Source organism: Lysobacter soli, assembly GCF_003382285.1.
GTDB classification, from domain to species: Bacteria; Pseudomonadota; Gammaproteobacteria; order Xanthomonadales; family Xanthomonadaceae; genus Lysobacter_J; species Lysobacter_J soli.
Genome location: NZ_QTJR01000005.1, coordinates 106,226 through 132,971, shown reverse-complemented (window position 1 = coordinate 132,971; position 26,746 = coordinate 106,226). Strand labels below are relative to the sequence as shown.

Annotated in this window: 27 protein-coding genes and 1 pseudogene; 14 read left to right on the top strand and 14 right to left on the bottom strand. The window is 67.9% G+C overall.

The window, feature by feature from the left end:
- The first annotated feature begins 101 nt into the window (after positions 1 to 101).
- Genes DX912_RS09215 through DX912_RS09205 form a run of 3 tightly spaced genes read left to right on the top strand, consistent with a single transcriptional unit; the run spans position 102 to position 2,381 of the window.
- Positions 102 to 1,424: a tetratricopeptide repeat protein gene (locus DX912_RS09215; protein WP_115842209.1), complete on the top strand. Its 1,323-nt coding sequence runs from the start codon at positions 102 to 104 to the stop codon at positions 1,422 to 1,424.
- The gene (locus tag DX912_RS09210; RefSeq protein ID WP_115842208.1) at positions 1,405 to 1,863 is read left to right on the top strand and encodes a DUF6491 family protein; all 459 of its coding nucleotides are present in this window, start codon (positions 1,405 to 1,407) and stop codon (positions 1,861 to 1,863) included. The genes DX912_RS09215 and DX912_RS09210 overlap by 20 nt, the downstream gene beginning before the upstream one ends.
- Positions 1,860 to 2,381, top strand: coding sequence for a hypothetical protein (locus DX912_RS09205; protein ID WP_115842207.1), 522 nt, complete (start codon positions 1,860 to 1,862; stop codon positions 2,379 to 2,381). Before DX912_RS09210 ends, DX912_RS09205 begins: the two co-directional genes overlap by 4 nt.
- Before the next feature lie 3 nt (positions 2,382 to 2,384).
- Here DX912_RS09205 and DX912_RS09200 read toward each other — a convergent pair whose 3' ends face one another.
- Genes DX912_RS09200 through DX912_RS09190 form a run of 3 tightly spaced genes read right to left on the bottom strand, consistent with a single transcriptional unit; the run spans position 2,385 to position 5,362 of the window.
- Positions 2,385 to 2,843, bottom strand: a complete 459-nt coding sequence (locus tag DX912_RS09200; RefSeq protein ID WP_115842206.1) for a hypothetical protein — start codon at positions 2,841 to 2,843, stop codon at positions 2,385 to 2,387.
- Positions 2,844 to 2,870: 27 nt separating this feature from the next.
- Positions 2,871 to 3,911, bottom strand: coding sequence for an AI-2E family transporter (locus tag DX912_RS09195; protein ID WP_115842205.1), 1,041 nt, complete (start codon positions 3,909 to 3,911; stop codon positions 2,871 to 2,873).
- An 11-nt stretch (positions 3,912 to 3,922) separates the two neighbouring features.
- Entirely contained in the window at positions 3,923 to 5,362 is a 1,440-nt protein-coding gene (locus DX912_RS09190) for a MipA/OmpV family protein (protein ID WP_115842204.1), read from the bottom strand.
- 230 nt (positions 5,363 to 5,592) lie between these two features.
- On the opposite strand from DX912_RS09190, the gene DX912_RS09185 reads away from it, so the two are divergent.
- Together DX912_RS09185 and DX912_RS09180 are read left to right on the top strand one after the other, a co-directional pair.
- On the top strand, positions 5,593 to 6,051 hold the full coding sequence (locus DX912_RS09185) for an outer membrane lipoprotein (RefSeq protein WP_115842203.1): 459 nt from the start codon (positions 5,593 to 5,595) through the stop codon (positions 6,049 to 6,051).
- A gap of 99 nt (positions 6,052 to 6,150) precedes the next feature.
- Positions 6,151 to 6,627: a DUF6491 family protein gene (locus DX912_RS09180; protein WP_147298609.1), complete on the top strand. Its 477-nt coding sequence runs from the start codon at positions 6,151 to 6,153 to the stop codon at positions 6,625 to 6,627.
- Position 6,628: 1 nt separating this feature from the next.
- Here DX912_RS09180 and DX912_RS09175 read toward each other — a convergent pair whose 3' ends face one another.
- Both DX912_RS09175 and DX912_RS09170 read right to left on the bottom strand, forming a co-directional pair.
- A complete protein-coding gene (locus DX912_RS09175; protein ID WP_115842201.1) occupies positions 6,629 to 8,362 on the bottom strand; it encodes an alpha/beta hydrolase in 1,734 nt (577 codons plus the stop codon).
- A gap of 81 nt (positions 8,363 to 8,443) precedes the next feature.
- Positions 8,444 to 9,439: an AraC family transcriptional regulator gene (locus DX912_RS09170; RefSeq protein ID WP_115842200.1), complete on the bottom strand. Its 996-nt coding sequence runs from the start codon at positions 9,437 to 9,439 to the stop codon at positions 8,444 to 8,446.
- A gap of 74 nt (positions 9,440 to 9,513) precedes the next feature.
- On the opposite strand from DX912_RS09170, the gene DX912_RS09165 reads away from it, so the two are divergent.
- A complete protein-coding gene (locus DX912_RS09165) occupies positions 9,514 to 10,743 on the top strand; it encodes an MFS transporter (RefSeq protein WP_115842199.1) in 1,230 nt (409 codons plus the stop codon).
- A 10-nt stretch (positions 10,744 to 10,753) separates the two neighbouring features.
- A pseudogene (locus DX912_RS18600) lies at positions 10,754 to 11,086 on the top strand (NADP-dependent oxidoreductase); the annotation flags it as partial.
- Between the two features lie 128 nt (positions 11,087 to 11,214).
- Here DX912_RS18600 and DX912_RS09155 read toward each other — a convergent pair.
- The 5 genes from DX912_RS09155 to DX912_RS09135 form a co-directional block, all read right to left on the bottom strand.
- Complete coding sequence (locus tag DX912_RS09155; protein WP_115842353.1) at positions 11,215 to 11,448, bottom strand: tautomerase family protein; 234 nt, start codon at positions 11,446 to 11,448, stop codon at positions 11,215 to 11,217.
- A 50-nt stretch (positions 11,449 to 11,498) separates the two neighbouring features.
- Entirely contained in the window at positions 11,499 to 12,209 is a 711-nt protein-coding gene (locus DX912_RS09150) for an SDR family NAD(P)-dependent oxidoreductase (protein ID WP_115842198.1), read from the bottom strand.
- A 143-nt stretch (positions 12,210 to 12,352) separates the two neighbouring features.
- Entirely contained in the window at positions 12,353 to 13,270 is a 918-nt protein-coding gene (locus tag DX912_RS09145; protein WP_115842197.1) for a LysR family transcriptional regulator, read from the bottom strand.
- An 83-nt stretch (positions 13,271 to 13,353) separates the two neighbouring features.
- Positions 13,354 to 15,756, bottom strand: coding sequence for a hybrid sensor histidine kinase/response regulator (locus tag DX912_RS09140; RefSeq protein WP_115842196.1), 2,403 nt, complete (start codon positions 15,754 to 15,756; stop codon positions 13,354 to 13,356).
- A gap of 136 nt (positions 15,757 to 15,892) precedes the next feature.
- Entirely contained in the window at positions 15,893 to 16,852 is a 960-nt protein-coding gene (locus DX912_RS09135; RefSeq protein WP_115842352.1) for a TIGR03885 family FMN-dependent LLM class oxidoreductase, read from the bottom strand.
- Between the two features lie 86 nt (positions 16,853 to 16,938).
- Between DX912_RS09135 and DX912_RS09130 the strand changes: the two genes are divergently transcribed.
- The 3 genes from DX912_RS09130 to DX912_RS09120 all read left to right on the top strand — a co-directional run bounded on the left by DX912_RS09130 (position 16,939) and on the right by DX912_RS09120 (position 21,281).
- Positions 16,939 to 17,316, top strand: coding sequence for a sensory rhodopsin transducer (locus DX912_RS09130; RefSeq protein WP_115842195.1), 378 nt, complete (start codon positions 16,939 to 16,941; stop codon positions 17,314 to 17,316).
- A 75-nt stretch (positions 17,317 to 17,391) separates the two neighbouring features.
- Positions 17,392 to 19,674 (top strand): amylo-alpha-1,6-glucosidase, encoded by a 2,283-nt coding sequence (locus tag DX912_RS09125; RefSeq protein ID WP_181902773.1) that lies wholly within the window; start codon positions 17,392 to 17,394, stop codon positions 19,672 to 19,674.
- A gap of 92 nt (positions 19,675 to 19,766) precedes the next feature.
- Positions 19,767 to 21,281 (top strand): FAD-dependent oxidoreductase, encoded by a 1,515-nt coding sequence (locus DX912_RS09120; protein WP_115842193.1) that lies wholly within the window; start codon positions 19,767 to 19,769, stop codon positions 21,279 to 21,281.
- Positions 21,282 to 21,335: 54 nt separating this feature from the next.
- On the opposite strand, the gene DX912_RS09115 is transcribed toward DX912_RS09120, so the two are convergent.
- The 3 genes from DX912_RS09115 to DX912_RS09105 are packed head-to-tail and all read right to left on the bottom strand — an operon-like array spanning position 21,336 to position 22,841.
- Complete coding sequence (locus DX912_RS09115) at positions 21,336 to 21,791, bottom strand: DUF421 domain-containing protein (RefSeq protein WP_115842192.1); 456 nt, start codon at positions 21,789 to 21,791, stop codon at positions 21,336 to 21,338.
- A gap of 10 nt (positions 21,792 to 21,801) precedes the next feature.
- On the bottom strand, positions 21,802 to 22,299 hold the full coding sequence (locus DX912_RS09110) for a hypothetical protein (protein ID WP_147298608.1): 498 nt from the start codon (positions 22,297 to 22,299) through the stop codon (positions 21,802 to 21,804).
- Positions 22,300 to 22,319: 20 nt separating this feature from the next.
- Complete coding sequence (locus DX912_RS09105) at positions 22,320 to 22,841, bottom strand: hemerythrin domain-containing protein (protein WP_115842190.1); 522 nt, start codon at positions 22,839 to 22,841, stop codon at positions 22,320 to 22,322.
- A 274-nt stretch (positions 22,842 to 23,115) separates the two neighbouring features.
- On the opposite strand from DX912_RS09105, the gene DX912_RS09100 reads away from it, so the two are divergent.
- The 3 genes from DX912_RS09100 to DX912_RS09090 are packed head-to-tail and all read left to right on the top strand — an operon-like array spanning position 23,116 to position 25,226.
- The gene (locus DX912_RS09100; RefSeq protein ID WP_115842189.1) at positions 23,116 to 23,598 is read left to right on the top strand and encodes a pyridoxamine 5'-phosphate oxidase family protein; all 483 of its coding nucleotides are present in this window, start codon (positions 23,116 to 23,118) and stop codon (positions 23,596 to 23,598) included.
- Between the two features lie 18 nt (positions 23,599 to 23,616).
- Complete coding sequence (locus DX912_RS09095) at positions 23,617 to 24,381, top strand: histidine phosphatase family protein (RefSeq protein ID WP_425477923.1); 765 nt, start codon at positions 23,617 to 23,619, stop codon at positions 24,379 to 24,381.
- The gene (locus DX912_RS09090) at positions 24,378 to 25,226 is read left to right on the top strand and encodes an NAD(P)H-hydrate dehydratase (RefSeq protein WP_115842188.1); all 849 of its coding nucleotides are present in this window, start codon (positions 24,378 to 24,380) and stop codon (positions 25,224 to 25,226) included. The genes DX912_RS09095 and DX912_RS09090 overlap by 4 nt, the downstream gene beginning before the upstream one ends.
- 9 nt (positions 25,227 to 25,235) lie before the next feature.
- Here the strand turns inward: DX912_RS09090 and DX912_RS09085 are convergent, their stop codons facing one another.
- Positions 25,236 to 26,102, bottom strand: a complete 867-nt coding sequence (locus DX912_RS09085; RefSeq protein WP_115842187.1) for an SDR family oxidoreductase — start codon at positions 26,100 to 26,102, stop codon at positions 25,236 to 25,238.
- Between the two features lie 124 nt (positions 26,103 to 26,226).
- On the opposite strand from DX912_RS09085, the gene DX912_RS09080 reads away from it, so the two are divergent.
- A complete protein-coding gene (locus tag DX912_RS09080) occupies positions 26,227 to 26,745 on the top strand; it encodes a gluconokinase (protein ID WP_115842186.1) in 519 nt (172 codons plus the stop codon).
- The last annotated feature ends 1 nt before the right edge of the window (position 26,746 follow it).

Below are 26,746 nucleotides of genomic sequence, written 5' to 3'. Positions count from 1 at the left end.
GCGCATCTCGTTGACACCCCGTTAACGCGTGTCCCAGCCAGATAGCCCTCGCGCGTGAAGCCGAGCTCTGGCGCGCCGAGCCGTTACGGCAGGGAGGAGCCATGCGACGCCCAGACAGACCGCCCGGTGGTATTGGCCGCATCGTGTTCCTGTGTGTCGCGATGCTCGCCGCCTCGGCGGTGAACGCGCAGGATGCGCTGTCCGACGCGCAGTCGCTGCTCACGCAGAAGCGCTACGCCGAAGCGCTGGAGCGGCTCGCACCGCAGGAATCAGCGAGCGCGCAGGACGCGACCTATCAGTACGTCCTGGGGCGCGCCGCGCTCGGCGCAGGCGATGCCGAACGCGCGCGCGTCGCACTCGAACGCAGCATCGAACTCGACGCCGACAACGCGAATGCGCATCTCGCGCTCGGCCGCGCGTACCACGCGCTGGGGCAGCACGCGAACGCGGTCAACCAGTTCGAGATCGCGATGCACTTCGAGAACCTGCCGCCCGATCTCATCACGCAGTCGCAGATCTACGATGACGCTGCACGCGAAGCACTGGATGAAGGTCGGCGCACCAGCACGTTCGGCTACGCGGCGACCGGGATCGGGCGTTATCGCGTGAACTCCACGCGCGGCACGAACACGTTCGGTGGCGGCGATCGGCGCGAGACCTTCTACAACCTTCGCGTCGGCGGCGGACTCAGCCACGCGCTCTCGAACGGCACGTCGCTCGACGGAACGCTCGACTATCGCCATCGCGAGTACGACGCCGGATCCCGCGACGATCGCGACCTGCGCTGGAGTTTCGCCGCGAGCCATGGAGTGAACGACAGCCGCTTTTCCGGTGGCATTCGCGGCCGCGTGAGTTATCGAGGCAACGGCGATTATCGCAACGACGTCGCGGGATTCTTCGACTACACGCACAACATGGACGTGGAGTCGCAGCTGACGGCGGGCCTGTCGGTGCAACGCCGTCGCTACCCGGAAGGGCCGCTGCGCGATCGCAGCCGCACCACGACCACTGGCAGCGTCGGCTGGTCGCACTCGTTCAACGATGGCGCGGCGAACTTCGGCATCACCGGGCATGCCGGCCGCAACACGGCGACGTCGCGCCCCGATGGCGATTCCGACGTGTTCGGCGCCACCGCGAACCTCGACTGGACCTTCAGCGACACGCTCGACGCGTTCGTGTTCGTCTGGTGGGAACGAGACGACTTCAGCGCCGACGACGTCCGCTTCCACCCGGACGAACGCGACGAGGCCGCGACGTTCAGCCGCAAGGACAACCTGTACGAAGGCGGCGCCGGGCTCGTGTGGGCCTTCACGGACGGCTGGTCGCTGCGTCCGGAGCTGCTCTACATCCGCGACCAGAGCAACGTCGTCGCGCTCAACTACAGTTCGACGGAGGTCTGGTTGAATGTCCGCGCGGATTTCTGAGGCGCTGTGCAGGCTCGTTCCCATCGCGACCGTCGCGCTGCTGTGCGCCTGCGCGCACACGCCCGCCGATCCGCAGGAACGGCTCGCGCGATATCGCCAGCATGCAGGCACGCCGGTCGCGGGCATCGACTACGCACGCAACATGCGGTGGGAAGCCCTCGGCGACCAGGCGCTGGCGGTGTGGCCGCGGCGCGACAACGGCTTCCTGCTCGAACTCGCGTCGCCGTGCACCGGCCTCGACACGGCCACGTCGATCCAGATCACACGTAGCGAAGGCCGCGTGCAGTCGCGACGCGATGCCGTTCGCGTGATGTCGATGCCCGGCGCCCGGCCTATGCAGCGTCCGCCCTGCCCCATCATGCTGATCAGCCCGATCCGCGAACCATCCGCAGCGGGCGAACTTCGCGACGTCGACGACGCCGAAGGAGCCGGACCATGACACGCCCTCATGCCTCCAGCGGCGCGTCGCATCGTGCCACGCTGATCGGCATCGCGATCCTCGCCGCGCTCGCGGTGCTCATGTTCTCGATGTTCGACCGGCGCAGCAGCCAAGACGCGCCACCCGGCGCCCTGGTGGAGCGCGGCATGTCGCCCGGACATCGGCTCCTGAACGAGGAAGCCGGCGGCACGCTGCCGTCGAACTCGCCGCGCATCCCGCGGGCGGACGCTTCGATCACCCGTGCTTCCGCGCGCTTCGGCCTCAGCAAGGACCGCGTTGCGAGTCTTGCGCTCTCGACGCGCAACGCCATCGCGAAGTCGCAGCCGGAGGACGTGATCGACGTGCTCGACGCGGCGTTGTTCGCCACCGACGGCATGGCGCCCAACGCTGTTCCCGCGCTGCCGCCGGTTCTCGCGGCGTATGCGCAGGCGCGCCTCAACGGCGCCGGCGTGCCGGAAGCGCGCGCGGTGACGCGGTCGTTCGCCGAACTCGCGTCGAAGAACCGCGCGCCACGCTGAATATCAGCGACGACGCCAGCGGCCGCGCAGCGCGGCGATCCGGCCAAAATACAGCGCAAGCAGCGCACCGATGCTGACGATGAGGATCAGGGCCGTCACGCGCATCCATTCGCCCCGCGCCGCACCCAGGCGCTCGCCGCTTGCGATCTGCTCCAGCTCGGCGACGCACGGCGCGTCCGCCACCTCGTTCGCGCGCGTCGCGCTGTAGGTGGCCCCGGCGCGCCGCTGTTCGGCGACGTCGCCGGTGCGCGTGGCCAGGCGTGCTGCGTCGGTTCCCTGCGCGAGGTTGGCGCGGCGACGTTCGAGCTCGCGCCGCGCCTGCGCACGCGTGACCGGTGCCGTCAGGTCCGCGCAGCTTTCGACAGTGCCCGTCGATTGCGCCGTCGGCCACTGCGGCAGGCGGAACACGCCGACCAGCGCAAGCACGACACCGATCGCGATCAGCAGCAGGACACGGTACATGGTCGCCTCCTTGTCAGATGGACTGGCTCATTCGTTCGCGCGGGCGCGTCGCGCGGAATCGCCCGACAGCAGCTGCGCCCAGTTGCGCGCGGTGGGATGGTGTTCGGCGAAGGTCATTGCCGCGATGAGGATCGGCACGCCGATGAACGCGCCGGCGATGCCCCAGAGCATGCTCCACATGAACACCGCGAACAGCACGAGGAACGGCGAGATCGACAACCGGTCGCCCGCCACACGTGGTTCGAGGTAGCTGCCGATCAGGAACTGCACCACGTTCAGCCCGACGAAGATCGCGATCGGGACGACGAAGTTGTCGAACTGCACGATGGCGAACAGCGTCGGGAGCATCGTCGCGAACAACGGGCCGATGAACGGAATGAAGTTGAGCGCGAACGCGGTGACACCCCATTCCATCGCCAGATCCATGCCGAAGGCGTACGTGAGCGCCCACACGCCGAGGCCGGTCGCCAGGCTCATCACGGCGCGGATGATCATGTAGCGCTGGAACTTCGCCGCCGCCGCGCGACACGCCGCCACCAGCTCCACCTTGTTCGCGCGCACGAGCTTGCGACGCGTCGGTTCGACTTCCAGCAATCCAAGGACGACGAACACCAGCGCGACCACCACGAAGCTCGCGACGTACTGCAGGCCGGCACCGAGTCGCTGCAATGCGGCGAACAGCCAGCGCGGGTCGAAGTTGTGCACGAACTCGCTGGCCAGATACAACCCATGCCCTTGCAACCATGTGTCCATCTGCACGTACGCCGCCTGGAATGCGGCTGCGTTGCCGATGGCCCACAGCACGGCGCGATTGAGGCTCCACAGCACCAGGCCTGCCAGCGTGACCAGCACGCCACCAGCGACCACTACGGTCACGAGCATGGCGAGCACGCGCGGAAGCTTCTTTTCCATGAAGTCCTGCAGCGGCCACACGATGGCGACGATGAAGATCGCGAAGAACACCGGGGCGAACAGCGAACGCCCGAGGTACAGCGCCAGCAGGATCACGAACACCGCGCTGATGCCGAGGAGCATCGCAAGGGTCGCCGGGATGCGTTCGTCGCGCATGGATCGGCCCGTCAGAACGCGGCTTCGAGGTACGCGTACAGGTAGTTGGAGCCACCATCGACGGTGCCAAGCAGCTGCGACGTGGCGAAGATGCCGGACCGGTGCGACACCGCAAACCCGAAGTAGACGTCGTGCCAGCGCTTGTTGCCGAACAGGTCGCCGACGCTGACGTCGATGCTCGGCTCCAGGTAGTTGAGCAGCTTGGAAGTGTTGCGTTCGCGCTCGGCCTGCGTGGTCACCTCGCTGTACGGAACGCGTTCGGCGTACGACACGCCGATGCCGAATCCCACGCGCGTGGTCACCCGATGACTCCACGGAAAGCCGTACCAGAATCCCTTCATGTACGCGTCGAGCTGCCAGCCGTCGGGCTGAAGTCCCTTCTCGTCGTGCCGGAGCAGACCGACGTAACCGATGATGTCGAGCGGCCAGCCGTTGAACTTCGATACGAACGGACGGCCGACGTGCACGCCGTAGATGTCGGTCGGATCGTCGTCGTTGAGGCTCACGCACTGGAGCGTCATGATCCGCACCAGATGGCAGCCGTCACCCGTATCGCGGCCGTAGAACACCTTCACGTACGTCGGCGACGTGTCGTCGTCCCAGCGCACCTGCCCGTTGCCGAAGTCGTACGCGGCGCCGGCCATCACGCCCCACTGCACGTCGTCGTCCACGACGGGACTGTTCGTGATCTCCGACGAAAGCTTCGTCACGTACGCGCCGCCGACCAGGCTCCAGTGCTGGAAAATGCGGTACTTCCCGTACAGCGCCAGCGTCGCGTTCCATCCGTCGCCCGCGTCGTATGCCGGACGGTCGTCGCGCGCTTCGAAGGGTGCGACGCCGTAGTAGTAGTCGTTGAGATCGCCGCTTCTCCACGACGCGATCGCCACCGGCTGCAGGCGCCAGCGCTCGCGCTCGATCGTGTACGCGTAACCGGCGCGCACTTCCGTGCCGTGCGAGAGCCCCGCCACGTCGTGGCGCACGGCAGCGTCCCAGCGCGAGGCATCGTGCTGGAAATAGAAGCGCACGCCGAGATCCGCGCCGGTGTTGCGCACGGTCATGCCTTCGAGCGACGTCGGCGCCTCGTCTTCCGGATAGCCTTCCAGGCGCCGTTCCACGAAGCCTTCCAGCCCCATCGTGTCGTTGCGCCACATCCGCACGCCGGCTTCGTTCGCGCGCAGGAAGAAGCGCTCGCCTTCGTAGAGGTACAGCGGCAGGAAGTCGTCGCGCGTGTCGCCATCGACGTAGGGCGATGATTCCGCGCGGAACGCGAAGCCCAGCCCGGCGCTGCCCGGCTCGTCGAGCACGGTGCCCATCATCGCGTCCTGCGCGAACGCCGTGATTGGAGTGGCGAGCATGGAGGCGAGCAAGGTCGCGGCAAGCGTGCGGCGGCGCAGCGTGGCGCGATGCCGCAAGGCGGCCGACCGGCGGCGGGTGATCGCTGGCATCGTCATGGCACCGTCCCTCCGGGGACGCCGAGCGCAGCGTGCGCCGCATTCCTCGCGCACGAGCAGCGACAGTCGTTGATTTCGCGTGGGCGTCGCGTGAAGCCTTCGTCACGTCGGGCAGCGGACCGTCACGAGCGTTTCACCATCGCGTCACTGCGACCGGAGTAATCCGGCGACCACAAGCGCAAGCCGTTGTGGGGCCGGCACCACGCCGGAATGGACATGGAGGCACCGCAATGAAAGTCACTGCAATCAAGGCGGCACTGCTCGCCGTCGGGCTGGTCCTGGCTTCGGGCTGCGCAACGCACAGCACGCCGTCGACGTTCAACCGTTCGGAAGTCGGTGCCGCGCGCACCGTCGAGATGGGCACGGTTCGCGGCCTGCGCGATGTTGCAATCCAGAACGACTCGCGTGGCATCGGCACCGCCACGGGCGCGGCGCTGGGCGGTATCGCCGGAAGCACCATCGGCAGCGGCACGCGCGCGAATACGGCCGGCGCAGTGGCCGGTGCCGTCGCCGGCGGCGCGGCCGGCAACGCGATGTCGCGGAACCAGCGCGCCGGCGTGGAGATCACGGTCGAACTCGACTCGGGACGCACCATCGCCGTCACGCAGGACGGCACGAGTCAGCAGTTCCGCGTCGGCGATCGCGTGCAGGTCTCGTCCGACGGCACGACCACACGCGTCACGCGCTGATCCTGCGCGAAACGGAGCCGGCCGGCTCGCGGCCGGTTCCACATCTCGTCGGCGTTCGTTCGTCGGACACGGATTCCATCGGACATGGACGGTAGCGACATGAAACCTCACGCCCTGATTGCCCCGATGCTGGCGGCGGTTGCACTGACCGCCTGTTCGCACGGCCCGACATTGACCACGCAGGAGCGCCTGGATCTGTATCGCGCGCACGCCGGCTTGCCGGTGATGTCGTTCCGGCTGGATCGCATGACCGGCATGCAGCAGTGGACGCCGCTGGGCGACCAGGCGCTGGCGGTGTGGTCCAGCGGCAGCCGCGGGCATCTGCTCGAACTGCGCAACCGGTGTCCGTCGATGCTGTCGGCCGGCGGCATCTCGATCACCAATTCGCTCGGCAACGTCAACGCACGGATGGACAGCGTCGTCCCTCGCACCGCCGGCATGCGCACGTCGTGTCGCATCGACTCGATCCGCCCGATCGACGGCAGCGCCTTGCGCGATGCGAAGCGCGAACTTCGCGACGCGCAGATCGTCGATCGCAGCACGGCGCCGGCGGACGAAGGCACGCCGCAGCCGTAGTTCAGCCCCCGCCTTCGTCTTCGTCGCGCGCGATCTCCGCCGCACGCCGCGCGTCGAGCGTGCGCGACAGCCGCGCCAGATCCGCCTCGGACCAGTCGTCGATCCCGGCGACCTGCCGCCACGCGGCGACGTAATGCGACGGCGCGAAGACGTGACCGAAGCCCATCGGCGCGTCGTCGGCCAGCATCATGTCGAGCACCAGCTGCATCGTGGACACGACCGGATACCAGCGCATCTGCGGCGCCACATCGGGCCCGCGAGGATGCAGCCAGTCGGGCGCGCTGAACAGATCGCGATGATCGAAGAACGTGATCGCGTCGCTGGCGTACTGCAGGTACATCACGCGCATCGGGCCCCACGGCGCGTCCGTCGGCACGGGCGATCCATCTTGGTTCATGAAACGCACGAAGCGGCCGTCGCGGAATCGCGGCAGCCACGCGGGCGATCCGGGATTGCGCGTGTGCGTCATGCGACGCCATTGCCGCGCCGCAAATGGCGGCCCGCTCCACAAGGCGCCCTGCGGCGGATCGCCAAGCACGTCGAACAGCTCCAGCGAGCGCTCCGAATTCAGCGCACCCAGACTCAGGCCGTGCAGGTAGAGCCGCGGGCGCGCATCGCGCGGCAGCGTTCTCCAGTAACCGTAGATCGCCTCGAACAGCGCCTGCGAGCTTTCCTCGCCGTATTCGGGTTCGATCATCAGCGAGAACGGGCTCGACAGATACGAGTACTGCATCGCCACGCTGGCGACGTCGCCGCGGCGCAGGTACTCGATGGCCTCGATGCCGGCCGGATCGACCCAGCCGGTTCCCGTCGGCGTGATGATCACCAGCGCGCCGCGCGAGAAGCCGCCGACGCGTTTCAGTTCCTCAAGCGCAAGTTGCCCGCGCGCCTGCGCCGAATCCGCCGACGGCAGGCCGGCGTACACGCGCAGCGGCGTGCGTGCAGGCGCACCGGCGAGCGCTCCGATGTCCGTCGCCGTCGGCGCGGACGACACGAAGCGGCGCCCCATCCGCCCCAGGTTTTCCCATGCGATGAGCGATTGCGGGCCGCCCGTTTGCAAGGCGCCGATCGGTGGCGCAGTGTCGGGCGGAATCAGCGCATCGGCCTGGCGGAACGACGAGTCGATGACCTGCAGTGCGATGCGCAGCACGATGCTGTTGCTCAGCACGATCACCACCACCAGCACCGCCGAGACGCCAAGCACGCTGGCGACTCGTCGCGGCAGCACCTTCGCCAGCGAAAGCGAGAACACCACCGCCATCGCACGAAGCACGCGTGCCAGGGCGAGCCACGCTCCGAACGCGACCAGCGCGGCGGCCGCGACGGTGAACGAATCGGCGCCCTCCTCGGCGGGCATGCGCAGCGCGGCGCGAACGTGGTTCTGCCAATGCGGCGCGCGCCACAGCGCCCACAGCGCGACGAGGGCGCAAAGCCAGTACAGCGCACGCTTCACACGCCACGGCGTGCGCCCTCGCGAGGGCGGCAATTCGAGGTATTCCCACAGCCAACGGAGGAACACGCCGATGCCGTAACCCGCTGCGAATGCCGTTCCGCCCAGCACGCCCTGCATCGTCGGCGTGCGTGGAATCAGGCTCGGCGTGAACGAGGCGACGAGGAACGCGGTGCCGATCAGCAGGCCTGCCGGCGAGAGCGGCGCGACCAGCCGTGCGAAAGCCGCGGACCGTTTCCGCGACACTGCGACGATGCCGTTCCGATCGGCGATCTCCGCGCGCATGGCCCCTTCGCGATGGCGTGTCGGGATCGGCGGAGCTTAGGTGGACGCGGCGTTAAGCGCCCGTGATCCGTCTTTGATCGATCACGCGCGCAGCGGTTCCTCGGTGGCGCGCACCGCGCTGGGCGGCATCCCCATGATGCGTTTGAAGGCGCGGCTGAAGGAGGCTTCGGAGTCGTAGCCCAGACGCTCGGCGGCGACGGTGACGCGCATGCCTTCCTGCTGGATCCAGCGCCGCGCCTGGAACATCTTCACCTTCGCGACATAGCGCGCGGGACTTTCGCCGACGGTGCGCGTGAACGCTTCGGCGAAGCGCGAACGCGAGGCGCCCATCAACCGGGCCAGGGCCGGCACGTCCCAGTCGCGTTCGGGTTCGGCGTGGATCGCGGCGATCACCTTGCCCACCTTCGGGCACCGCACCGCGGCGATCCAGCCGGTGGAATCGCTGCATCCGCATTCGACCCAGGCGCGGATGATGCTCGCGGCGAGCACGTCGGCCAGCCGCGCGAGGATTCCGCACGCGCCGATGCGATCGAGCGAGACTTCGCGCTCCATGGCTTCGAGCACGGCGAACACGGCGGGATCGCGTTGGACCAGATCGCCCGCGTGCATGAGGTCGGGCACCATCGCCAGCAGCGGATGCAGTGGATCGAGGTTGAAGCGCATCGCGCCGCAGAACATGACGTCCGCTTCGGCCGGATCGCGCGGCGCGTCGTCGGTGGAACGCACCAGGTACAGGTTTTCCGACACCGGTTCGCGCGCGAGTTCGTGGATGTCGACGGCGGGAACGTCGGGCGAACTCGCCATCACGTGGAAGCTGCCGCGCGGCAGCAGCACGGCGTCGCCGGGCCCCAGCCGCTTCCATTCGTCCGCCGCCGTCCACAGCCAGGCACTGCCGCGTGCGACGAAATGGAACCGCGCGTCGCGCTGCGCCGGAAACGCGATCGCCCACGGCTCGTGCATCACGCAGCGGCCGTATTCGACGCCGTCGAGTCGAAGTCCCAGCAGCACGCGGGTCAGCAGGTCGCTCGCCTCGGGGGGCCGAACGGCGGCCACGTGGCGGGAGGAATCGTCATGCATTGCGGTGGTTCCGGCATTCAAACGCCTGCATCGTACGCCTAACCTGCGCTGCCCTTCCCCACTGGCAGCTCCTCGTGTCCTCAACCGAGTGTTCCGTTCCTGATGGCGATGCCGCGCCCGAGGCGTCGTCGGATGCCGCGCATTGGCCGGCCGTCGCGTCCCTTACCCTCGGCGTCTTCGGGCTGGTCACGGCCGAGTTCCTGCCTGCGAGCCTGCTCACCGCGATGGCCGCCGACCTGCGCATCAGCGAAGGCGCCGCTGGCCAGACCGTGACCGCGACGGCGCTCATCGGCGCCATCGCCGCGCCGTCGATTCCCGTGCTCACGCGACGCATGGATCGCCGGCGCGTGATGCTCGCCCTCACCCTCGCGCTGTTGCTGTCGAACACGATCGCCGTGTTCGCCTCGAACCTGACGACCCTGCTGGTCGCGCGCGTGCTGCTTGGCGTCGCGCTGGGCGGGTTCTGGTCGATGGCGGCACCGCTCGCGCTGCGCCTGGTGCCCGAATCGCTGTTTCCGCGCGCGATGTCGCTGATCCTCACCGGCGTATCGGTCGCGACGGTGTGCGCGGCGCCGATCGGCGCGTGGATGGGCGATGCGTGGGGATGGCGCAGTGCGTTCGTTGCGGCGGGCGCGGTCGGCGTGGTCACGCTGGTCGCCCAGTGGCTCACCTTGCCGGCGCTGCCGCCGAAGACGCATCCGGACCTTCGTGTGCTCGCCGAGCTCGTCACGCGCGGACCGGTACGCGCCGCGCTCGTCGTCGTGCTGCTGGTGATCTCCGGCCACTTCGCAGGCTTCACCTACATCCGGCCGCTGATGGAGAACGTCACGCACCTGTCGATCGGCGCGGTCTCCGCCGTGCTGCTGGGTTACGGCATCGGCGGCTTCTTCGGCAACCTGGCGGGCGGCTACGTCGCCGGGCGCAGCGAACGTCACGCGATCGTGCTCGGCAGCGTCGCCATCGCGGCACTTGCGGTCGCGTTGCTGATCGCCGGCCAGTCGGCGGGCGTCGCGTCCGTGGCGATCGTGCTGTGGGGCTTCGCGTTCGGCGCGTTCCCGGTCGGCTTCCAGATCTGGATCGTGCGCGCTGCCCCGGACCAGGCCGAAGGCGCGAGCGGCCTGCTGGTGGCGGCGTTCCAGACCGCCATCGCCACCGGCGCGATCGGCGGCGGCGTGCTGGTCGATCGCATCGGCGCACTGGGCGGTCCGCTGTTCGCCGTCGTCGCGATGACGCTCGGCGCGATGCTGACGCTGCGTTACGGCCCGCGCGGTTCCACTCCCCTTGCCGTCACGGCGTCCCACTGAGACCACGACCATGAGCGAGACCCGCCTCAATCGCCGCTTCACGCTTGCCGCGCGTCCGCAGGGCACGCCGACCGCACGCGACTTCCACTTCGAGACGCAACCCGTGCCGGAACCAGCCGACGGCCAGGTGCTGCTGCGCACGCGCTACCTGTCGCTCGATCCGTACATGCGCGGAATGATGGACGAGGCCGGTCCGGGCTACGCGCCCGCCGTGCAACTCGGCCAGACGATGGTCGGCGGCACCGTCAGCGTCGTCGAAGCCTCGCGCCATCCGCGCTTCAGCGTCGGGCAGCTCGTCCTGTCGAACTCGGGTTGGCAGGACTACGCGCTCTCCGATGGTGCGGACCTCACGCCGCTGGGCGAGATGGCGCAGCCGTCGCTGGCGCTGGGTGGATTGGGCATGCCGGGATTCACGGCCTACGTCGGCCTGCTCGACATCGGCGAACCCAAGCCGGGCGAGAACAGCGCGCTTCACTTCTCCTCGGCGCGCCGCCGTCGCAGCTCGGGCACTGGCATGCCGTACCAGCCCCAGTTCTCCAGCGGGACTTCCTCGATCACGACAAACGTCGAGTCGAGCGGCTTGCCGAGTACATCGAGCAGCAGCTGGCTGACGCCTCGGATCAGCGCGGCCTTTTCTTCCGCTGTGGCCGCATCGCGGCCCGGGCCGGAACCCTCGCGGGTGATCTGTATGTTGACGATGGGCATTGCCTTGCTCCTGTCGTGAGGGGCGAGGTTTCCCGCGCCCCGGTAGAAAGTCAGTGGCCGGCGCTCTGGCCGCCGTCGACGTGCAGGATCTCGCCGGTGACGAAGCCCGCCGACTCCAGGAACAGCACCGCCTGCGTGACATCGGAGATCTCGCCGAGCCGAGCCACCGGATGCAGCGCGGCCAGCCATTCGTGCGTTTCCGGCGCGTGCATCGGCGTGCGGATGACGCCGGGCGATACGGCGTTCACGCGGATGCCGCGCTTGGCGTACTCGATGGCCAACGACTTCGTGGCCGCATTGAGGCCACCTTTCGTCAGCGATGCGAGCACCGACGGAACACCATCGATCGCATGATCGGTCAGGCTCGTCGTGATGGTGACCACGTGGCCGGCGCCCTGCTTCTCCATCTGCTCGATGGCCAGCTGCGTGATGTGGAAGAAGCCGGTCAGGTTGATCGCGACGTTGTTAGCGTAATCGTCGGCGTCGAACTGCGTGAACGGCTTGGCGGTGAAGATGCCCGCGTTGTTCACCAGCGTGTCGATGCGGCCGAAACGCGCGAGGCCTTCGTCGACGATGCGTTGCGCGACGGCGCGGTCGGAAATGTCACCGGCGACGGCGAGCACATCGGGATCGGACGACGGCTTGATCGAACGGGAGTTGGCGATGACGCGGTAATCGCGGTCGCGGAAGGCCTGGACCAGGCCGGCGCCGATGCCCTGCGAGGCGCCGGTGACGATGACGGTCTTGCGTGAACTGCTCATGGTGTTGCTCCGGATTGAAGGGGATCGGTTTCCGCCGCGCGGGGCGACGTGTTTCCGATGGAGCCCAATCTAGGGACGCAACCCGGCCGTGCGAATCCACGCATTCCGGCAGACATTCTTCCGCGAAACGGTGGAATCGCCTCCTACGATGCGAGCGTGGCGCGGGCGAACTGCGCCCGCAGCCGCGGCAAGGCGAAGTCGACGAACGCCCGAACTTTCGGCACGGACAACCGCCCGTACGGCGACACGAGGCTGATGGGAAGCGGCGGCGGCTCGAAGCCGGACAGGATCACGCGCAGGTCATCGCGTTCCACATGTGCCGCGACGTGGTACGACAGCAGCCGCGTCACGCCGTGTCCGTCCACGGCCGATCCCACCGCCGCCTGCACGTTGTTGACGACCAGCCGCGGCACGAACGAGACCGAACGCGGCACCGTCGATCCCTCCGGCGGTGGAAAGCTCCACGAATCCAGGCCCATGTGCTGCATCGTGACGATCGCGTGCTGCGACAGATCGCCCGGCTCGTCGATGCGCGGATGCGTGGCGAGGTAGCGTGGCGACGCGACGACGACGCGCCGTGCTTCGCCGATGTGTTGCGCGACCAGCGTCGAGTCGGACAGGTGCGTGATGCGAAGCGCCACATCGATGCCCTCGTCGACCAGGTTCACCGGGCGCTCCAGCAAATACATGCGCACGTTCACCGTCGGGAATTCGGTCATGAACGCATCCACGATCGGACGCAGCACCTCCACGCCGACGAACACGGTCGAACTGATGCTCAGCGTTCCGCGCGGCACCGAGCGCTCGCCCGCGGCCTGGCGGTCCGCTTCGTCCAGGTCAGCGAGGATCTTCCGGCACGCGGACGAATACCGCTCGCCCGCTTCGCTCAGGCGGATCGAGCGGGTCGTCCGGTGCAGCAGCGGCACGCCGACGTGCGCCTCCAGGTACGCGACGGCGCGGCTCACCGCGGCAGCCGAACGTCCCGTTCGACGGCTCGCCCCGGCGAGGCTGCCCTCGTCCAGCGCGGCAATGAAGATCTTCATCGCTTCAATGCGGTCCATGGGCGCCGGATCCGGTGGGGAGACGCCAAGCGTGCCAGAGCGGACGGCCCGGATCACGGGCGCGTGGTCGGCAGGCGCCCCGCTTATTCCCTTGCGGGCGCGCCGGCCGCCAGCAGGTCGTGCAGCGCGTCGATCGTCGTCGGCTTGACGAGGTGATGGTCGAAACCCGCGTCGAGCGCGCGACGGCGATCCTCGTCCTGTCCGAAGCCGGTCAGGGCGACGAGCATCGGCGTCGGGCCCGACAGGTCCCGCACGCGACGCGCGACTTCGTAGCCGTCCATGCCCGGCATCGCGATGTCGACGAACGCGACGTCGGGCGCGAAGTCATTCCACCGCTGCAGGGCGGCCGCACCGTCGTACACCGCCAGCGGCTGCTGGCCGATCGACGAAAGCATCATCGCGAGCGTATCGGCCGAGGACTGCACGTCGTCGACGACGAGCACGCGGCGCGATGGCAGCGACGACAGGTCGCGATCGCTCACGGTAGACGGTCCCGTCGCCGCGTCGGCGGCAAGCGGCAGGCGCACGACGAATTCACTACCCTGCCCGGCCCCCTCGCTGTTCGCTTCGACGGTTCCGTCGTGCAGCGCCACGAGGGTTTCCACCAGCGTCAGGCCGATGCCGAGCCCGCCGTGCTGGCGGCCGAGCGTCTGGTCGGCCTGCGCGAACATCTCGAAGATCTCGCGCAGCATTTCGCGCGGAATGCCCGAACCGTTGTCGCGCACGCGCACCACGGCGGCATCGTCCTCGCGACGGGCAGCAATCTCGATGCGCCCGCCCCGTTCCGTGAACTTGGCCGCGTTGTGCAGCAGGTTGCCGAACACCTGCACGAGCCGCCCGAGATCGGCTTCGACATGAAGCGGCTGCGCGGGAAGCACGACGCGCAATGCGTGGCCATGGCTTTCGATGAACGGCTCCATCGCCTCCACCGCGCCACGAATCGCGACCGCGAGGTCGAGCCGCTCCCGGCGCAGCTCGATCTTGCCGCGCGTGATGCGCGAGACGTCCAGCAGGTCGTCGATCAGCCGGATCATCTGGCGCACCTGGCGCCCCATCATCTCGCGCAGGCGGGCGGCTTCCTCGGGCCTGCCTTCCAGGCGCGGCCAGATCTGCAACGCGTTGGAGATGGGCGTGAGCGGATTGCGCAGCTCGTGCGCGAGCGTGGCCAGGAACTGGTCCTTGCGCCGGCTCGCCTCCTCCACCGCTTCCTCCGCACGCTTGCGCGCATCGATGTCGAACACCACGCCGACCATGCCCGCGTATTCGCCTGCTTCCGAGTACCACGGGCGGCCGAGGTCGATCGCCCAGCGGTACGTGCCGTCCTTCGCCCGCAGGCGGTACTCGATACCCAGGATGCCGCGCGTGCGGTTGGCCTCGATGAAGGCCGCGCGCGCCGCTTCCGCGTCGTCCGGATGCGTGGCCGTCGTCCAGCCCAGGCCCAGCGCCTCCTCCTCGGTCTGGCCGGTGAACTCGTACCACTGGTGCGAGAGGAACGTGCAGACGCCGCTCGGATCGGTGAGCCAGAGCGCCGCGGGCGATGCGTCGGCCATCAGGCGGAAGCGCGCTTCGTTCTCGCGAAGCACTTCCTCGGCGAGGCGGCGGTCGGTCACGTCGGCGACGGTGCCCGCGAAGCTCGTCACGACGCGCGACGCGCCCTCGCCTTCGAAGGTCGGTATGCCGCGGGCTTCGAGCCAGCGCACGTTGCCGTCGGGCCGCCGGATCCGGTATTCGACCGCATAACGCTCCGGCAGGACGGGCTTGGTCGCGGCGTCGACCGCGGCCCACAGGCGCGGCGCGTCGTCCGGATGCAGGAGCCGGTTGATCTCGTCGACGTGGCGCGGCGCCGCGCCGTCGAGTCCGTAGATCTGCCCGTAGCGCTCATCGTGCGTGACGATGCCGGTCGCCGGGTCGTACTGCCACCAGCCGAGGCCGGCCGCGTCCAGCGCGAGCTGCCGCTGTTCGGCGAGCGTGCTCAGCCGCTGCGTCTGCGCGTCGCGGGCGGCTTCGGCCAGCACGCTGCGGGTGGTCTCGGTGCACACGCAGTACATGCCGGCGATCGTGCCGTCCTCATCGGCGACGGGCGAATACGAGAAGGTGAACCACGTGGGCTCGTCGTAGCCCTTGCGGCTCATGATCAGCGGGAAGTTCTCGACGTAGGTCGCCTCTCCCTGCAAGGCGCGATGGGCGAGCGGGCCCACGTCGTCCCAGATCTCCCACCAGATGTCCTCGAACGCGCGCCCCAACGCGGAGGGGTGCTTGGCGCCGAGGATGTCGACGTACGCGTCGTTGTACAGGAAGCCCATGCGGGGCCCCCAGGCGACGAACATCGGGAAGCGGGATCGCAGCATCAGGCCGACGACGCTGCGCAACGTCTGCGGCCAGCCGTCGGGCGGGCCCAGCGGCGAGCCGCTCCAGTCGTGGCGTCGCATCATGCCCGCCATCTCGCCGGGCGCGTCGAGGAAACCTAGGGTGCCGCCATGGGCCATCGAACACCGCGACGCGTCGGAATGCGCTCGATTATTGCACCCGGGCCGGGGGCGCTTTCACGCCAGGGGCGGGGGTGCGGCTTCAGGCCCGTCGACCGGCGAGATCAAGCGGCCTCTTCGGAACAACCGACGGTCGTCAACGCCGCAGCCGCGGCAACACGTCGCGCGCGAACACATCGATGAATTCCTTCTGCCGCGTGCTGACGTTGTGCAGGTACAGCGCGTCGACGCCCATGTCGAGGTAGGTCTGCAGCCATTCCACGTGCTGGTCCGCATCGGCCGAGACATGCACCGCCTTGGCGACCTGCTGCGGCGTGACCTGCTCGGCGAGCGCCTCGTAGGCCTGTGGCGTGCCGACATCCTCCGACAACGCCGGTTCGAGCACGTTCGTCGCCCATTGCTCGTGCGCCTCGCGCAGCGCGGTCGCTTCGTCGGTTGCGTACGACAGCTTCACCTGCAGGTACACGGGTTTGCCCGCGCCGCCATGGTTGCGGAACGCCTCGACGATCGGCCGGAGCTTCTCCAGCGGCTGGCTCACGGTGATGAGTCCGTCAGCCCACTCCGCGCCCCACTTGGCCGTCTTCTCCGACAGCGCCGGCACGAACACAAGCGGCGGCTTCACCGGACGCGTGAACAACCGGGCCTGATCGACACGGAACGCGCCCTGATGGTCGACGCATTCGCCGCGCCATAGCGCGCGCATGACCTCGACTGCTTCCAGCAGACGTCTGTTGCGCTCGGACTTGTCGGGCCACGGGCCGGCCATGCGTTCGTTCAACGCCTCGCCGCTGCCTGCCGCCAGCCAGAAGCGATCCGGGAACATCGCGTCGAGCGTGGCGGCCGCCTGCGCGATGACGGCCGGGTGATAGCGGCCGACCGGCGCGTTCACGACGCCATACGAGCACGACGTCGTCGCCATCGCCGCGCCGAGCCACGTCCACGCGTGCCCGCTTTGGCCCTGGCGGCGGCTCCACGGATGGAAATGATCCGAGCACATCACCGCATCGAAACCGCTGGCTTCGGCATGCGCGGCCAGGCGCAGGAGCTCGCCGGGCGGGAACTGTTCGTGCGATGCGTGGAAGCCGATGCGGGTCATGTCGCGAGCGTACCGATCGCGCGTGAACATCGTGACGAGCCGGCGCGATGACGCCGTCTTTTCGACGCGCGTGCTAGATCGTCGCCATGGATACGAAGATCGGTCATACAACCTGGGCGATTGCCGAAGGCTACATACCGGGCTGGAGCAACGGCCCCAAGCCCGCACTGGAAAGCCACGAGACGTGCTGCATCCTGAACGCGTCGGACCGCGATGCGCACATTCGCATCCACGTGTATTACGAGGATCGCGATCCGGTCGGCCCCTACACGTTGACGGTGAAGGCCGGTCGCACGCGGCACCTTCGCTTCAACGAGCTCGACGACCCCGAGCCCATCGCGAAGGAAACACCATTCGCGAGTGTGATCTCGTCCGACGTTCCCATCGTGGTACAGCACACGCGACTGGACTCGCGCCAGGCCGAGAACGCACTGATGAGCACGATCGCCTTCGGGCAAGGCTGATCGTCGGCACCGCCATGCCGATCATGGGCGATGGCTGGACGCCGGCATCACGCGGGCGTCGGAAGAATCGATTCCATGGACGCATTTTCGATTGAGCGCAGCCTGATTCGACTGCGCGTTCGTGAGCACGCTTCGTACATCAGCAAGGGCGATACGGTGCTTGCGACCGGCGCGTCGGGCTTCATCGAAGGTGGCGAGGAAGGACTGTACGTGCGCCAGACGCGCATGCTCAGCCGCTACCGCTGCCAGCTCGGTCGCCGTCGCCCGCATCCGGTCACCAAGTCGAACGTGCGGCAGGACAGCTGGATGGGCTACTACATCGTGCCCGCACCCGGTGAACCGGTCGGCGACGATGCGATCGCCGCCGCCGCCCAACAGGCCGTGGAGCTGCAGGTGTCGCGCTGGGTCGGCGACGGGATGCGCGAGCATTTCGTCCTGACCAATTTCACGCAGTCGCCGGCGCAGCTTCGGATGACGCTCGAGATCGACGCCGACTTCGCCGACATCGAGGAGACGCACGGACCGCGGCAACAGGAAGGCACCCGGAAGCGGCACTGGAAACGCGACGGAAACGTCGCGACGCTGACGTTCGATTACGTGGCCACGCGCGACGTGCGCCGCGACGGGAAACGCCAGCATCTGCGTTTCGATGCGGGCGTGACGCTGCGCATCGAGACGTCGTCCGGCTCGCCGAAACACCGCGGCGGGCGCGTCCAGTTCGACATCGACCTCGCGCCCGGCGCCAGCTGGCATGCCGACCTGGACTGGTGCGCGCGCTTCGGCGACGAGGTCCTGCCGCTTCCGATCCGCGACAACGAGCTCGATGGCATCGAGTCCAAGCGGCGCGGCATGGAGTTCCTGCGCGAATCAACTAAGGTCGCGGCGCTGGATCACGAAACGCTGGCCGGCGTGGTCGACAACACGCTCAATCGCGCCCGCCATGATCTCGCGGCATTGCGCCTGCAACGCTTCGATCGCGGCCCGCGCGCGTGGACGGTCGCGGCGGGCCTGCCGATGTACGTCGCGCTGTTCGGCCGCGACACGCTGACCACCGCGCAACAGAGCGCGATGCTCGGGCCGGAGATCCTGCGCGGCACGCTTCCGGTGATGGCGGAGTGGCAAGGCACCAAGGACAACGCCTGGCGCGACGAACAGCCGGGCCGCATCCTGCACGAAGCGCATCCCGGCCCGCTGTCGATGCTGCAGTACAAGCCCAAGGACCGCTATTACGGCACGCTCACCGCCCCGGCCCTGTTCTGCACGGCGCTGGGCCATCTGTGGCAATGGACGGGCGATCGCGACGCGGTCGAGCCGATGATCAAACCCGCGATGGCGGCGCTGGAGTGGCTCGACACGCACGCGTTCGACGAGAAGCTTGGATTTCACCTTGTCGCCACGCGGTCGAAGGACGGCCTGAAAAACCAGACGTGGAAGGATTCGGACGAAGGCATCGTCGAAGAGGACGGACGCACGGCGGAACATCCGGTCGCGACGTGCGAGGAGCAAGGCATCATCCATGCGGCCCGGCACGCAATGGCGCAGATCCTGGAGTCCTTCGGACACGAAGATGAGGCGAAGCGGCAACGCGCCGCGGCCGAGGCCCTGAAAGCGCGTTTCGATGCGACCTTCTGGATGGACGACATCGGCTCGTTCGCGATGGCGCTGGCGCGCGACGGCCATCTGATCCGCTCCGTCGGTTCGAACGGCCTGCGCTGCGTGGGCTCGGGCATCGTCGAGGACGAGCGCATCCCGCGCCTGCTCGAACGCTCGTTCGCGCCCGATCTGTTCAGCGGCTGGGGCATCCGCACGCTGTCCAGCGATCATCCGGCCTACAACCCGTACGCGTACCACCGCGGCACGGTGTGGCCGGTCGAACACGGGCCGTTCGCGATGGGCTGCCAACGCCATCGCGCGCACGATCGCGTGGAGCAGATCGCACGCGCGCAGTTCGAGATCGCCTCGGCATTCGATCAATACCGGCTGCCTGAATGTTTCAGCGGACACGCGCGCGACAAGGCGCATCCGTTTCCGGCCACGTATCCGCAGTCGAATTCGCCGCAGGCATGGTCGGCCAGCACGGCGATCACCCTGACGCAGACGCTGCTGGGCATGCAGCCCTTCGCGCCACTCGGCTTGCTCCTCCTCGATCCGCACCTGCCAACGTGGCTGCCGGAGCTTTCGGTGCGCGGCCTGCGTGTCGGCGCGGCAAGCGTCTCGCTGCGCTTCTGGCGCGATGCCGCGGGAACCACGCAGTTCGAAGTCCTCGAGATGGACGGAAAGCTCTCCGTCGTCCGGGCCGTCACCACGTGGCGCGATGTGTTCGCGCCGCTGGACGACGTGGCGTCGCGATTCACCTGACGCGACCGTCTACGCAGCGTGCACGCGGGCGGCTTCACTGCGGTTTGCGGGCGGGCGAGGTAAGACGCAACGACCGTTCACTGGAGAACCGGATGACCACCGCACGCACCATTCCCGTCTGGAAGAACGCCGACGACCTGTCGAAGTGGTTCGTCACCGACCTCGATTCGCACGCGCTGGATGTCGTCGTCGTGGGCGCCGGCATCGCCGGGCTCAGCGCGGCGCTCTGCCTGCTGCGCGAAGGCCGCAAGGTCGTCGTCATCGACAAGGAAGGCATCGGCGCGGGTGAAACGCTGCGCACGTCGGCCCATCTCTCCAACGCGCTCGACGACCGCTATTACCGGCTGGCTCGCCAGCACGGTGATGACGGCGCGCGACTGGCGGCGGCAAGTCACGCGGCGGCGATCGACTGGATCGAGGCGGTCGTCGAAGCCAGCGGAAAGGATTGCGGCTTCGCCCGCGTGCCGGGCTATCTGTTCGCACACGATCGGGATGCCTCGAACCTGGAGAAGGAAGTCGAGGCCGCCAACGCGGCGAGTCTCAGCGCGACGCTCCTGCAGGCAGGCGACGCCCTGCCCGCCTCGTTCGGCCCGGTGGTGCGATTCGAGCGTCAGGCGGTCGTCGACGTCGGACGCTACATCCAGGTGCTTGCCGCGGAAGTCCGCGAGGCCGGCGGTCGTTTCCTGCGCGCGGAGATCGTCGACATCAAGGGCGGCTCGCCCTGCACCATTTCGCTGCGGAATGGCGAACTGAAGGCGAAGACGGTCGTGGCGGCGACGAACGTACCGGTGCATGAAACCGGCGCGACGTACATGAAGCAGGCGGCGTACCGTTCGTACGTCGTGTCGGGCGACGCGCCCGCGGACCTGCCCGATGCGCTGATCTGGGACGACGCCGACCCGTACCACTACATCCGCAAATACGTGGACGAAGACGGCGTGGCGAAGATCATCGTCGGCGGCGAGGACCACAAGACCGGTCAGGACGACGATCCGGAAGCCTATGTCCGACTGCAGGCGTGGACGCGCGAACACTTCCCCGGCTCCACGCACTTCACGCATGGCTGGTCGGGCCAGATCATCGAGCCGGTCGATGGCCTCGCCTTCATCGGCCGCGATCCCGATCACGAGAACGTCTACCTGGTGACCGGCGACTCGGGCAACGGCCTGACGCATGGCACGCTCGCGGCGCTGCTCATCGCCGACATCGCGCAGGGACGCGACAACCCGTGGGAAGCGCTGTACGACCCGTCGCGGAAGCCCGTGCGCAGCGCGGGCGAATGGATACGTGAGAACGCCAACGCCGCGCTCCAGTTCCGCGACTGGGTGCGGCCGGCCGACGTCGACGATCCGGAGCGGATTCCGCTGGGCACCGGCGCCGTGCTGCGCCGTGGCGCGCATCGCATCGCCTGCTATCGCAGCGGCGACGGCCGGCTGCATACGTACAACGCGCGTTGCCCGCACATGGGCTGCGTCGTGCGCTGGAGCGGCGAGGAGAAGTCCTGGGATTGCCCGTGCCACGGCTCGCGCTTCGACGGCGAGAGCGGCGCGATCCTCAACGGTCCGACCAGCGAGCCGCTCGCGCCGATGGAGCTCGATCCCCGCTGACACGCTACCGTCCTCCGCCATCGACGCAGATGGCGGAGGACGCAGCGCCCCCGATCAGCCGTCCTGTTTCGAACGGGGAATGACGGAGATGTTTCCGTCGTTCTCCACGGTCGCGTCCTTGATGTCTTCCATCCGGTCGATGCCCTGCGTGTGGCGGGCCGCCATCAGGATCTCCTCCTCGTCCACGCGCGACTTGTCCATGTTCTCCTTCAGCATCCTGCCATCGCGCACCAGCGGAAGCGGCATGCCTTCCAGCACGCGGCTCGCCCACGGCCAGTAGTGCTTCACCACCGACAGCGCGACGCTCATGCCCGTCAGCGTCATGATCAGCAGGATGGCGTTGGTGATCGAATGATCGCTGTCGACCATGGCCTCGTTGGTCACTTCCGAGATGATGAGCAGCAGGATCAGCTCGAACGGCGACGTCTCCGCCAGGGTGCGCTTTCCGGAAATGCGGAAGATCAGCCACAGGAAGATGTAGATCGTCATGCCGCGGATCACGGATTCCATGATGGCCTCCTCATGGGTAGACGAACTGGTCGATCACCAGCGCGTGTTCGCCGGCGATCGACACCTCGCCGCGCATCCGGCCGAAGGTCGACGGCCGGTAACGCAGGTCGATGGTCGCCGGCGATTCCCCCGGCGCCACGTCGAAGACGAACTCGGTGTAGTCCGCGCCGCTGGCCTGGCTCAGTGGCTGGGGCACGATGGACTCGATCTCCATCCGCGACACGATCGACCGATCGATGCGCAGGCGCACGGCGCCGTCGCGACGCAGCGATGGATGCACGTGGAAGCGCATCAATGACGGCGCGCTCGAACGGAGCAGGCGGTCGTACTCGATCGTGACCGTCTGCCTGGAGCCGACCTGCGCCTCGCTGAGCACGCCACCGCCGAATGCGCCGAACAGCGCAGCAGCCAGCGTGAGCGCGATGACGAACCACGCGATCCGCTCGACGCGCCAGGCCTTGCGGTGATGACGCATTACCTTGTCGAAATCCTCGTTCGTCCCTGTCATCGGCAGCGTCCCTGCCCGACTTACTGGGTCATCGAGTTCACGGCGCCCTTGACGCCCGCCTTCGCCTTTTCGCCGGCGATCAGCGCGGCCGCGGCGTCGGACTGCTTCCATTCCTCGTAGTCCTCGTCGAGCTGGGCGCGCTCTTCCGCCGTGAACAGTTCGCGCGCCATCTTGAACATGGTCTTCTCTTCTTCCTTGGCGTGGTGGTCGATGAACTCGCCGAACACCTTGGTGCGACCGGCGAACTCGGGCGTGCCCGGATCGGCCGCGTGGACTTCCGGAATCACGGTGTTCTCCACCGCGTGGTGCTCGGTCAACGCCTCGGCGTAGGTCTGGATGCCGTCGCGGTCGGCGCGTTCCTTGAATGCGGGATAGAACACCTTCTCTTCCCACTTCGCGTGCGGAAGCAGCGAGGCCTCGATCTTCTCGAGGAGTCCTTCGCGCTTCTTGACGCCGCGGTCGGTGGTTTCCTTGAGTTCGGCGAAGAGCTCGCGCAGTTCGTCGTGCTCGGCCTTGAGGGTCTTCAGGATGTCTCGTGCCATTGTTTGTCGCCTGCCGATGTGGTGGGTTCCTGCAAGATCGCAATTCGATGGTGGATGTCGCGTGGACGTTGTGATCATCACGACTTATCCACGACAACGCGCCATCGACGATCGCGATCGACGATATGGATGAGCCTGGTGCGATCGCATCGGCCACGTTGGATCAGAGTCGCGGGGTTGTCGCGCGTGCAGCACCGGCGCGTTCTCGCGCGTTCACCGCTCTCCCACCGCGCGTTTCGTAGCGTGTCGTGAACTCATTCAGGCAGGCATCGAGATGGACGACCGCAAGTTCGAGCGAAAGCTGTGGGACCACATCGAATCCGATCGCACCGTGATGCTCGGGCTCACGTCGGATCCGGCCGGTCATTCGCGCCCGATGACCGCGCTGCTCGACAAGCAGACGCCGGGCGAGATCTGGTTCTTCACCTCGACCGAGAACGAACTGGCACAGCAGGCCGCCGCGCCCACGCCGGCGTTCTGCGCGTTCGCGTCCAAGGGCCACGAACTGTTCGCGACGATCGGCGGCACCGTGCAGACCATCCTCGACCGCGATGTGGTGGATCGCCTCTGGAACGCATTCATCGCCGCGTGGTACGAGGGCGGCAAGGACGATCCCAAACTCATCCTGCTGCGCTTCACGCCGGCCGAAGCCGAGATCTGGCTGAACGAGCACAGTCTCGTGGCGGGCCTCAAGCTGCTGATGGGTCGCGATCCGAAACAGGATTACGACGACAAGGCGGCGAAGGTCGATCTCTGATCGCGGAGGCCGCCGATCTTGAGCCTGAAGCATTCCGACTGGCCCGAGCGCCTGTGGATCGTGCGGCACGGCCAGAGCGCCGGCAACGCCGCGCGCGATGACGCCGAAGCGCGCGGGCTCGGCCTGATCGATATCCAGACGCGCGACGCGGACACGCCGCTGTCGCAGCTGGGCCAGCAGCAGGCCGGAGCCCTCGCCCACTGGTTCTCGTCACAGCCGCCGGAATTGCGGCCGACCTGCTACTACAGCTCGCCCTTCGTCCGTTCGATGGACACCTGCCGCGCGATCGCGAAGGCGCTGGGCAAGGATCCGGACGAGATCAGCATGGACGAGCGGCTTCGCGAGAAGGAATTCGGCGTACTCGACCGCTACACCACGCGCGGCATCATCGAGACCTTCCCCGAACTTGCCGAGCAGCGAAGGCGCGTGGGCAAGTTCTATTTCCGTCCGCCCGGCGGCGAGAGCTGGTGCGACGTCATCCTCCGCCTGCGCAGCGTCGTCGAGGTACTGCGGCGCGACCACGTCGGCGATCGCGTCATCATCGTCGCGCACCAGGTGATCGTGAACTGCTTCCGTTACCTGCTCGAATGCATGGACGAGCAGACCATCCTCGCGATCGACGCGAAGGCCGACGTTCCCAACTGCGGCGTCACCGAATATGCGCTCACCGGTGCGGGCGACGAGGCGCGCTTCTGCCTGCAGCGCGCCAATTTCGTCGCGCCCGAGCTGGTGGAGGAAGCCGCCGTCACGCGTGCGCCCGACCGTCCGGTGGGACCGAAGTGACCAACAAGCCCCAATACCCGTTGCCTCCGGTGGACGAAACGGCCGGGAAGGAAGGTCGCGGTCGCGTGCTGGTCATCGGCGGCTCGGCGGAAATCCCGGGCGCGGTGCTGCTCGCCGGCATGGCCGCGTTGCACGTGGGTGCGGGAAAGCTGCAGTTCGCGACGGTGGCCTCTGTCGCGCGGCAGCTCGGCATCGCGATGCCGGAAGCACGCGTGATCTCGCTCGAAGAAACAGCGAACGGCGACATCGCGGTCGCAAGCGACGCCTTGCTCGAGGCGGCGCGGCGTGCGGATGCCTTGATCGTGGGGCCGGGTTGCGACCCTACTCCGCAGTGGCTGGAGATCGTCGGCGCGCTGGCGCGCGAATCCCGCGGAACGCTCGTGCTCGATGCCGGCGCGCTGAGCGCGGTGGAAGCGATCGAAGGGGCGACCGCGCGATGCATCGTGACCCCGCACGCCGGCGAAATGGCCTCCGTCACCGGCCTGCCGATCGAGGAAATCGGGAAGGAACCGGCGCAGGTCGCCCAACGCTACAGCGCTCAGACCGGATGCATCGTCGTGCTGAAGGGCGCGACCACGCATGTCAGCGCGAACGGCGAACGCGCCTGGGTGCACACCGGCGGCAGCATCGCGCTGGGAACGTCGGGTTCGGGCGATGTGCTCGCGGGCATCATTGGCGGGTTGGCGGCCCGCGGCGCCGATCCGCTCGTCGCCGCGCAGTGGGGCGTGTACCTGCACGGACTCGCAGGACGCCGGTTCGAACGCGACGTTGCCGATGTCGGACTGCTCGCGCGCGATCTGCCGGCGATGCTCCCCGCCCTGCTCCGGGAGCATGCCGGCCAGTAGCGATTGCGATTACAGGGTCGCGGCGCCGCCCGACACCGTCAGCAGTGCGCCCGAGGTGTAGCTGGATGTGTCCGCCGCGAGCATGACGTAGGCCGACGCCAGTTCGACGGGCTGGCCGGGACGCTTGAACGGGGTCTGCTCGCCGAAGGTTTCGACTTCTTCCGGCGCCATGCCGGCAGGAATGAACGGCGTCCAGATCGGTCCGGGCAGCACGGCGTTCACGCGAATCTTCTTCTCGGCGAGCAGTCCCGCCAGGCCGACGGTCATGTTCGCGATGGCGCCCTTCGTCGCCGCGTACGGCAGGATGTTCGGCGACGGTTTCTTCGACTGCACCGACGCTGTGTTGATCACGGAGGCGCCTTCCTGCATATGCGGCAGCGCGAGGCGGACGAGGTTGAACGGCGCGTGCACGTTGGTGTTGAAGTGCTTCGTCCACTCTTCCAGCGTGATCTCCTCCATCGACTCGTAATACTTCTGGTACGCCGCGTTGTTCACGAGCACGTCGATGCGGCCGAAGCGCTCGGCGACCGACTCGACGGTCTTGGCCGCGAGCTCCGGATCGCTGATGTCGCAGGCGAGCGCGACGCCGTCCACGCCCGCCTTCTTCACGAGTTCAAGAATGCGCTGGGCGTCCTTCTCTTCGGTCGGAAGATGGACGATCGCGACGTCCGCACCTTCACGCGCGAATGCGATCGCCACGGCGGCACCGATGCCGCTGTCGCCGCCGGTGATCAGCGCCTTCTTGCCGGCAAGCAGCCCGTGGCCGACGTAGCTGTCCTCGCCATGGTCGGGGCGCGGGTCCATCTTGTCGGTCTTGCCGGGGAAGGACTGTTGCTGGGGTTTGAACGGAGGACGCGGATAATCGGGTACGGTCATGGTCGAAGTCATGTAGGTAGGTCGCATGACTATTCCGGTTCGCGCGTAAGCCGACGAGAAGGAAGCCTGCCCACTCGGACACGTGGCCTTTACGCGCAGCCACCACGCGGGAGCGACAAACGCAATGCCTCATGCAAACGCGATCGTGGTCATCGGCGTGGCCGGCAGCGGAAAGAGCACGGTCGCGCTCGGCCTCGCCCGCCATTACGGGTACGTGTTCCTCGACGCGGACGATTTCCACGCCGACGACGCGAAAGCGCAGATGGCCGCGGGCGTGCCGTTGATGGACGCGCAGCGCGAGCCGTGGGTCGCCGAACTCGGACGGCAGCTGCAGGCGCTCGCAGCGCGGGGATCGTCGAGCGTGCTGGCGTTTTCCGGGCTGCGCGCGGTTCATCGGCAACGCCTGCGCGACTGCGGCGTGCCGATGCGCTTCGTCTATCTGGATGCCCCGCCCTCGACGGTCGCCGGGCGGCTCGAAAGCCGGCTCGGCCACTTCATGCCCGCCGTCCTGCTCGCCAGCCAGTACGAAGCGCTGGAAGAACCCGTCGGCGAGGCGGACGTCATCCGCGTCGAAGTCGGCGGAACGCCTGCGCAGGTGCTGGAACGCGCGATCGCGTTGCTCGACGCCTCGCCCGTGCCCTGAC

Bases quoted from the DNA above. Each gene is read 5' to 3' on its own strand.
- DX912_RS09080 (WP_115842186.1), top strand. From the start codon at position 26,227: ATGCCTCATGCAAACGCGATCGTGGTCATCGGCGTGGCCGGCAGCGGA.
- DX912_RS09170 (WP_115842200.1), bottom strand. From the start codon at position 9,439: ATGCATGACGATTCCTCCCGCCACGTGGCCGCCGTTCGGCCCCCCGAG.
- DX912_RS09135 (WP_115842352.1), bottom strand. From the start codon at position 16,852: ATGACCCGCATCGGCTTCCACGCATCGCACGAACAGTTCCCGCCCGGC.
- DX912_RS09190 (WP_115842204.1), bottom strand. From the start codon at position 5,362: ATGACGATGCCAGCGATCACCCGCCGCCGGTCGGCCGCCTTGCGGCAT.
- DX912_RS09100 (WP_115842189.1), top strand. From the start codon at position 23,116: ATGGACGACCGCAAGTTCGAGCGAAAGCTGTGGGACCACATCGAATCC.
- DX912_RS09175 (WP_115842201.1), bottom strand. From the start codon at position 8,362: ATGCGCGCGGAGATCGCCGATCGGAACGGCATCGTCGCAGTGTCGCGG.
- DX912_RS09085 (WP_115842187.1), bottom strand. From the start codon at position 26,102: ATGACCGTACCCGATTATCCGCGTCCTCCGTTCAAACCCCAGCAACAG.
- DX912_RS09195 (WP_115842205.1), bottom strand. From the start codon at position 3,911: ATGCGCGACGAACGCATCCCGGCGACCCTTGCGATGCTCCTCGGCATC.
- DX912_RS09150 (WP_115842198.1), bottom strand. From the start codon at position 12,209: ATGAGCAGTTCACGCAAGACCGTCATCGTCACCGGCGCCTCGCAGGGC.
- DX912_RS09105 (WP_115842190.1), bottom strand. From the start codon at position 22,841: ATGGCACGAGACATCCTGAAGACCCTCAAGGCCGAGCACGACGAACTG.
- DX912_RS09215 (WP_115842209.1), top strand. From the start codon at position 102: ATGCGACGCCCAGACAGACCGCCCGGTGGTATTGGCCGCATCGTGTTC.
- DX912_RS09155 (WP_115842353.1), bottom strand. From the start codon at position 11,448: ATGCCCATCGTCAACATACAGATCACCCGCGAGGGTTCCGGCCCGGGC.
- DX912_RS09110 (WP_147298608.1), bottom strand. From the start codon at position 22,299: ATGACAGGGACGAACGAGGATTTCGACAAGGTAATGCGTCATCACCGC.
- DX912_RS09130 (WP_115842195.1), top strand. From the start codon at position 16,939: ATGGATACGAAGATCGGTCATACAACCTGGGCGATTGCCGAAGGCTAC.
- DX912_RS09140 (WP_115842196.1), bottom strand. From the start codon at position 15,756: ATGGCCCATGGCGGCACCCTAGGTTTCCTCGACGCGCCCGGCGAGATG.
- DX912_RS09185 (WP_115842203.1), top strand. From the start codon at position 5,593: ATGAAAGTCACTGCAATCAAGGCGGCACTGCTCGCCGTCGGGCTGGTC.
- DX912_RS09205 (WP_115842207.1), top strand. From the start codon at position 1,860: ATGACACGCCCTCATGCCTCCAGCGGCGCGTCGCATCGTGCCACGCTG.
- DX912_RS09120 (WP_115842193.1), top strand. From the start codon at position 19,767: ATGACCACCGCACGCACCATTCCCGTCTGGAAGAACGCCGACGACCTG.
- DX912_RS09200 (WP_115842206.1), bottom strand. From the start codon at position 2,843: ATGTACCGTGTCCTGCTGCTGATCGCGATCGGTGTCGTGCTTGCGCTG.
- DX912_RS09145 (WP_115842197.1), bottom strand. From the start codon at position 13,270: ATGGACCGCATTGAAGCGATGAAGATCTTCATTGCCGCGCTGGACGAG.
- DX912_RS09180 (WP_147298609.1), top strand. From the start codon at position 6,151: ATGAAACCTCACGCCCTGATTGCCCCGATGCTGGCGGCGGTTGCACTG.
- DX912_RS09115 (WP_115842192.1), bottom strand. From the start codon at position 21,791: ATGGAATCCGTGATCCGCGGCATGACGATCTACATCTTCCTGTGGCTG.
- DX912_RS09125 (WP_181902773.1), top strand. From the start codon at position 17,392: ATGGACGCATTTTCGATTGAGCGCAGCCTGATTCGACTGCGCGTTCGT.
- DX912_RS09210 (WP_115842208.1), top strand. From the start codon at position 1,405: ATGTCCGCGCGGATTTCTGAGGCGCTGTGCAGGCTCGTTCCCATCGCG.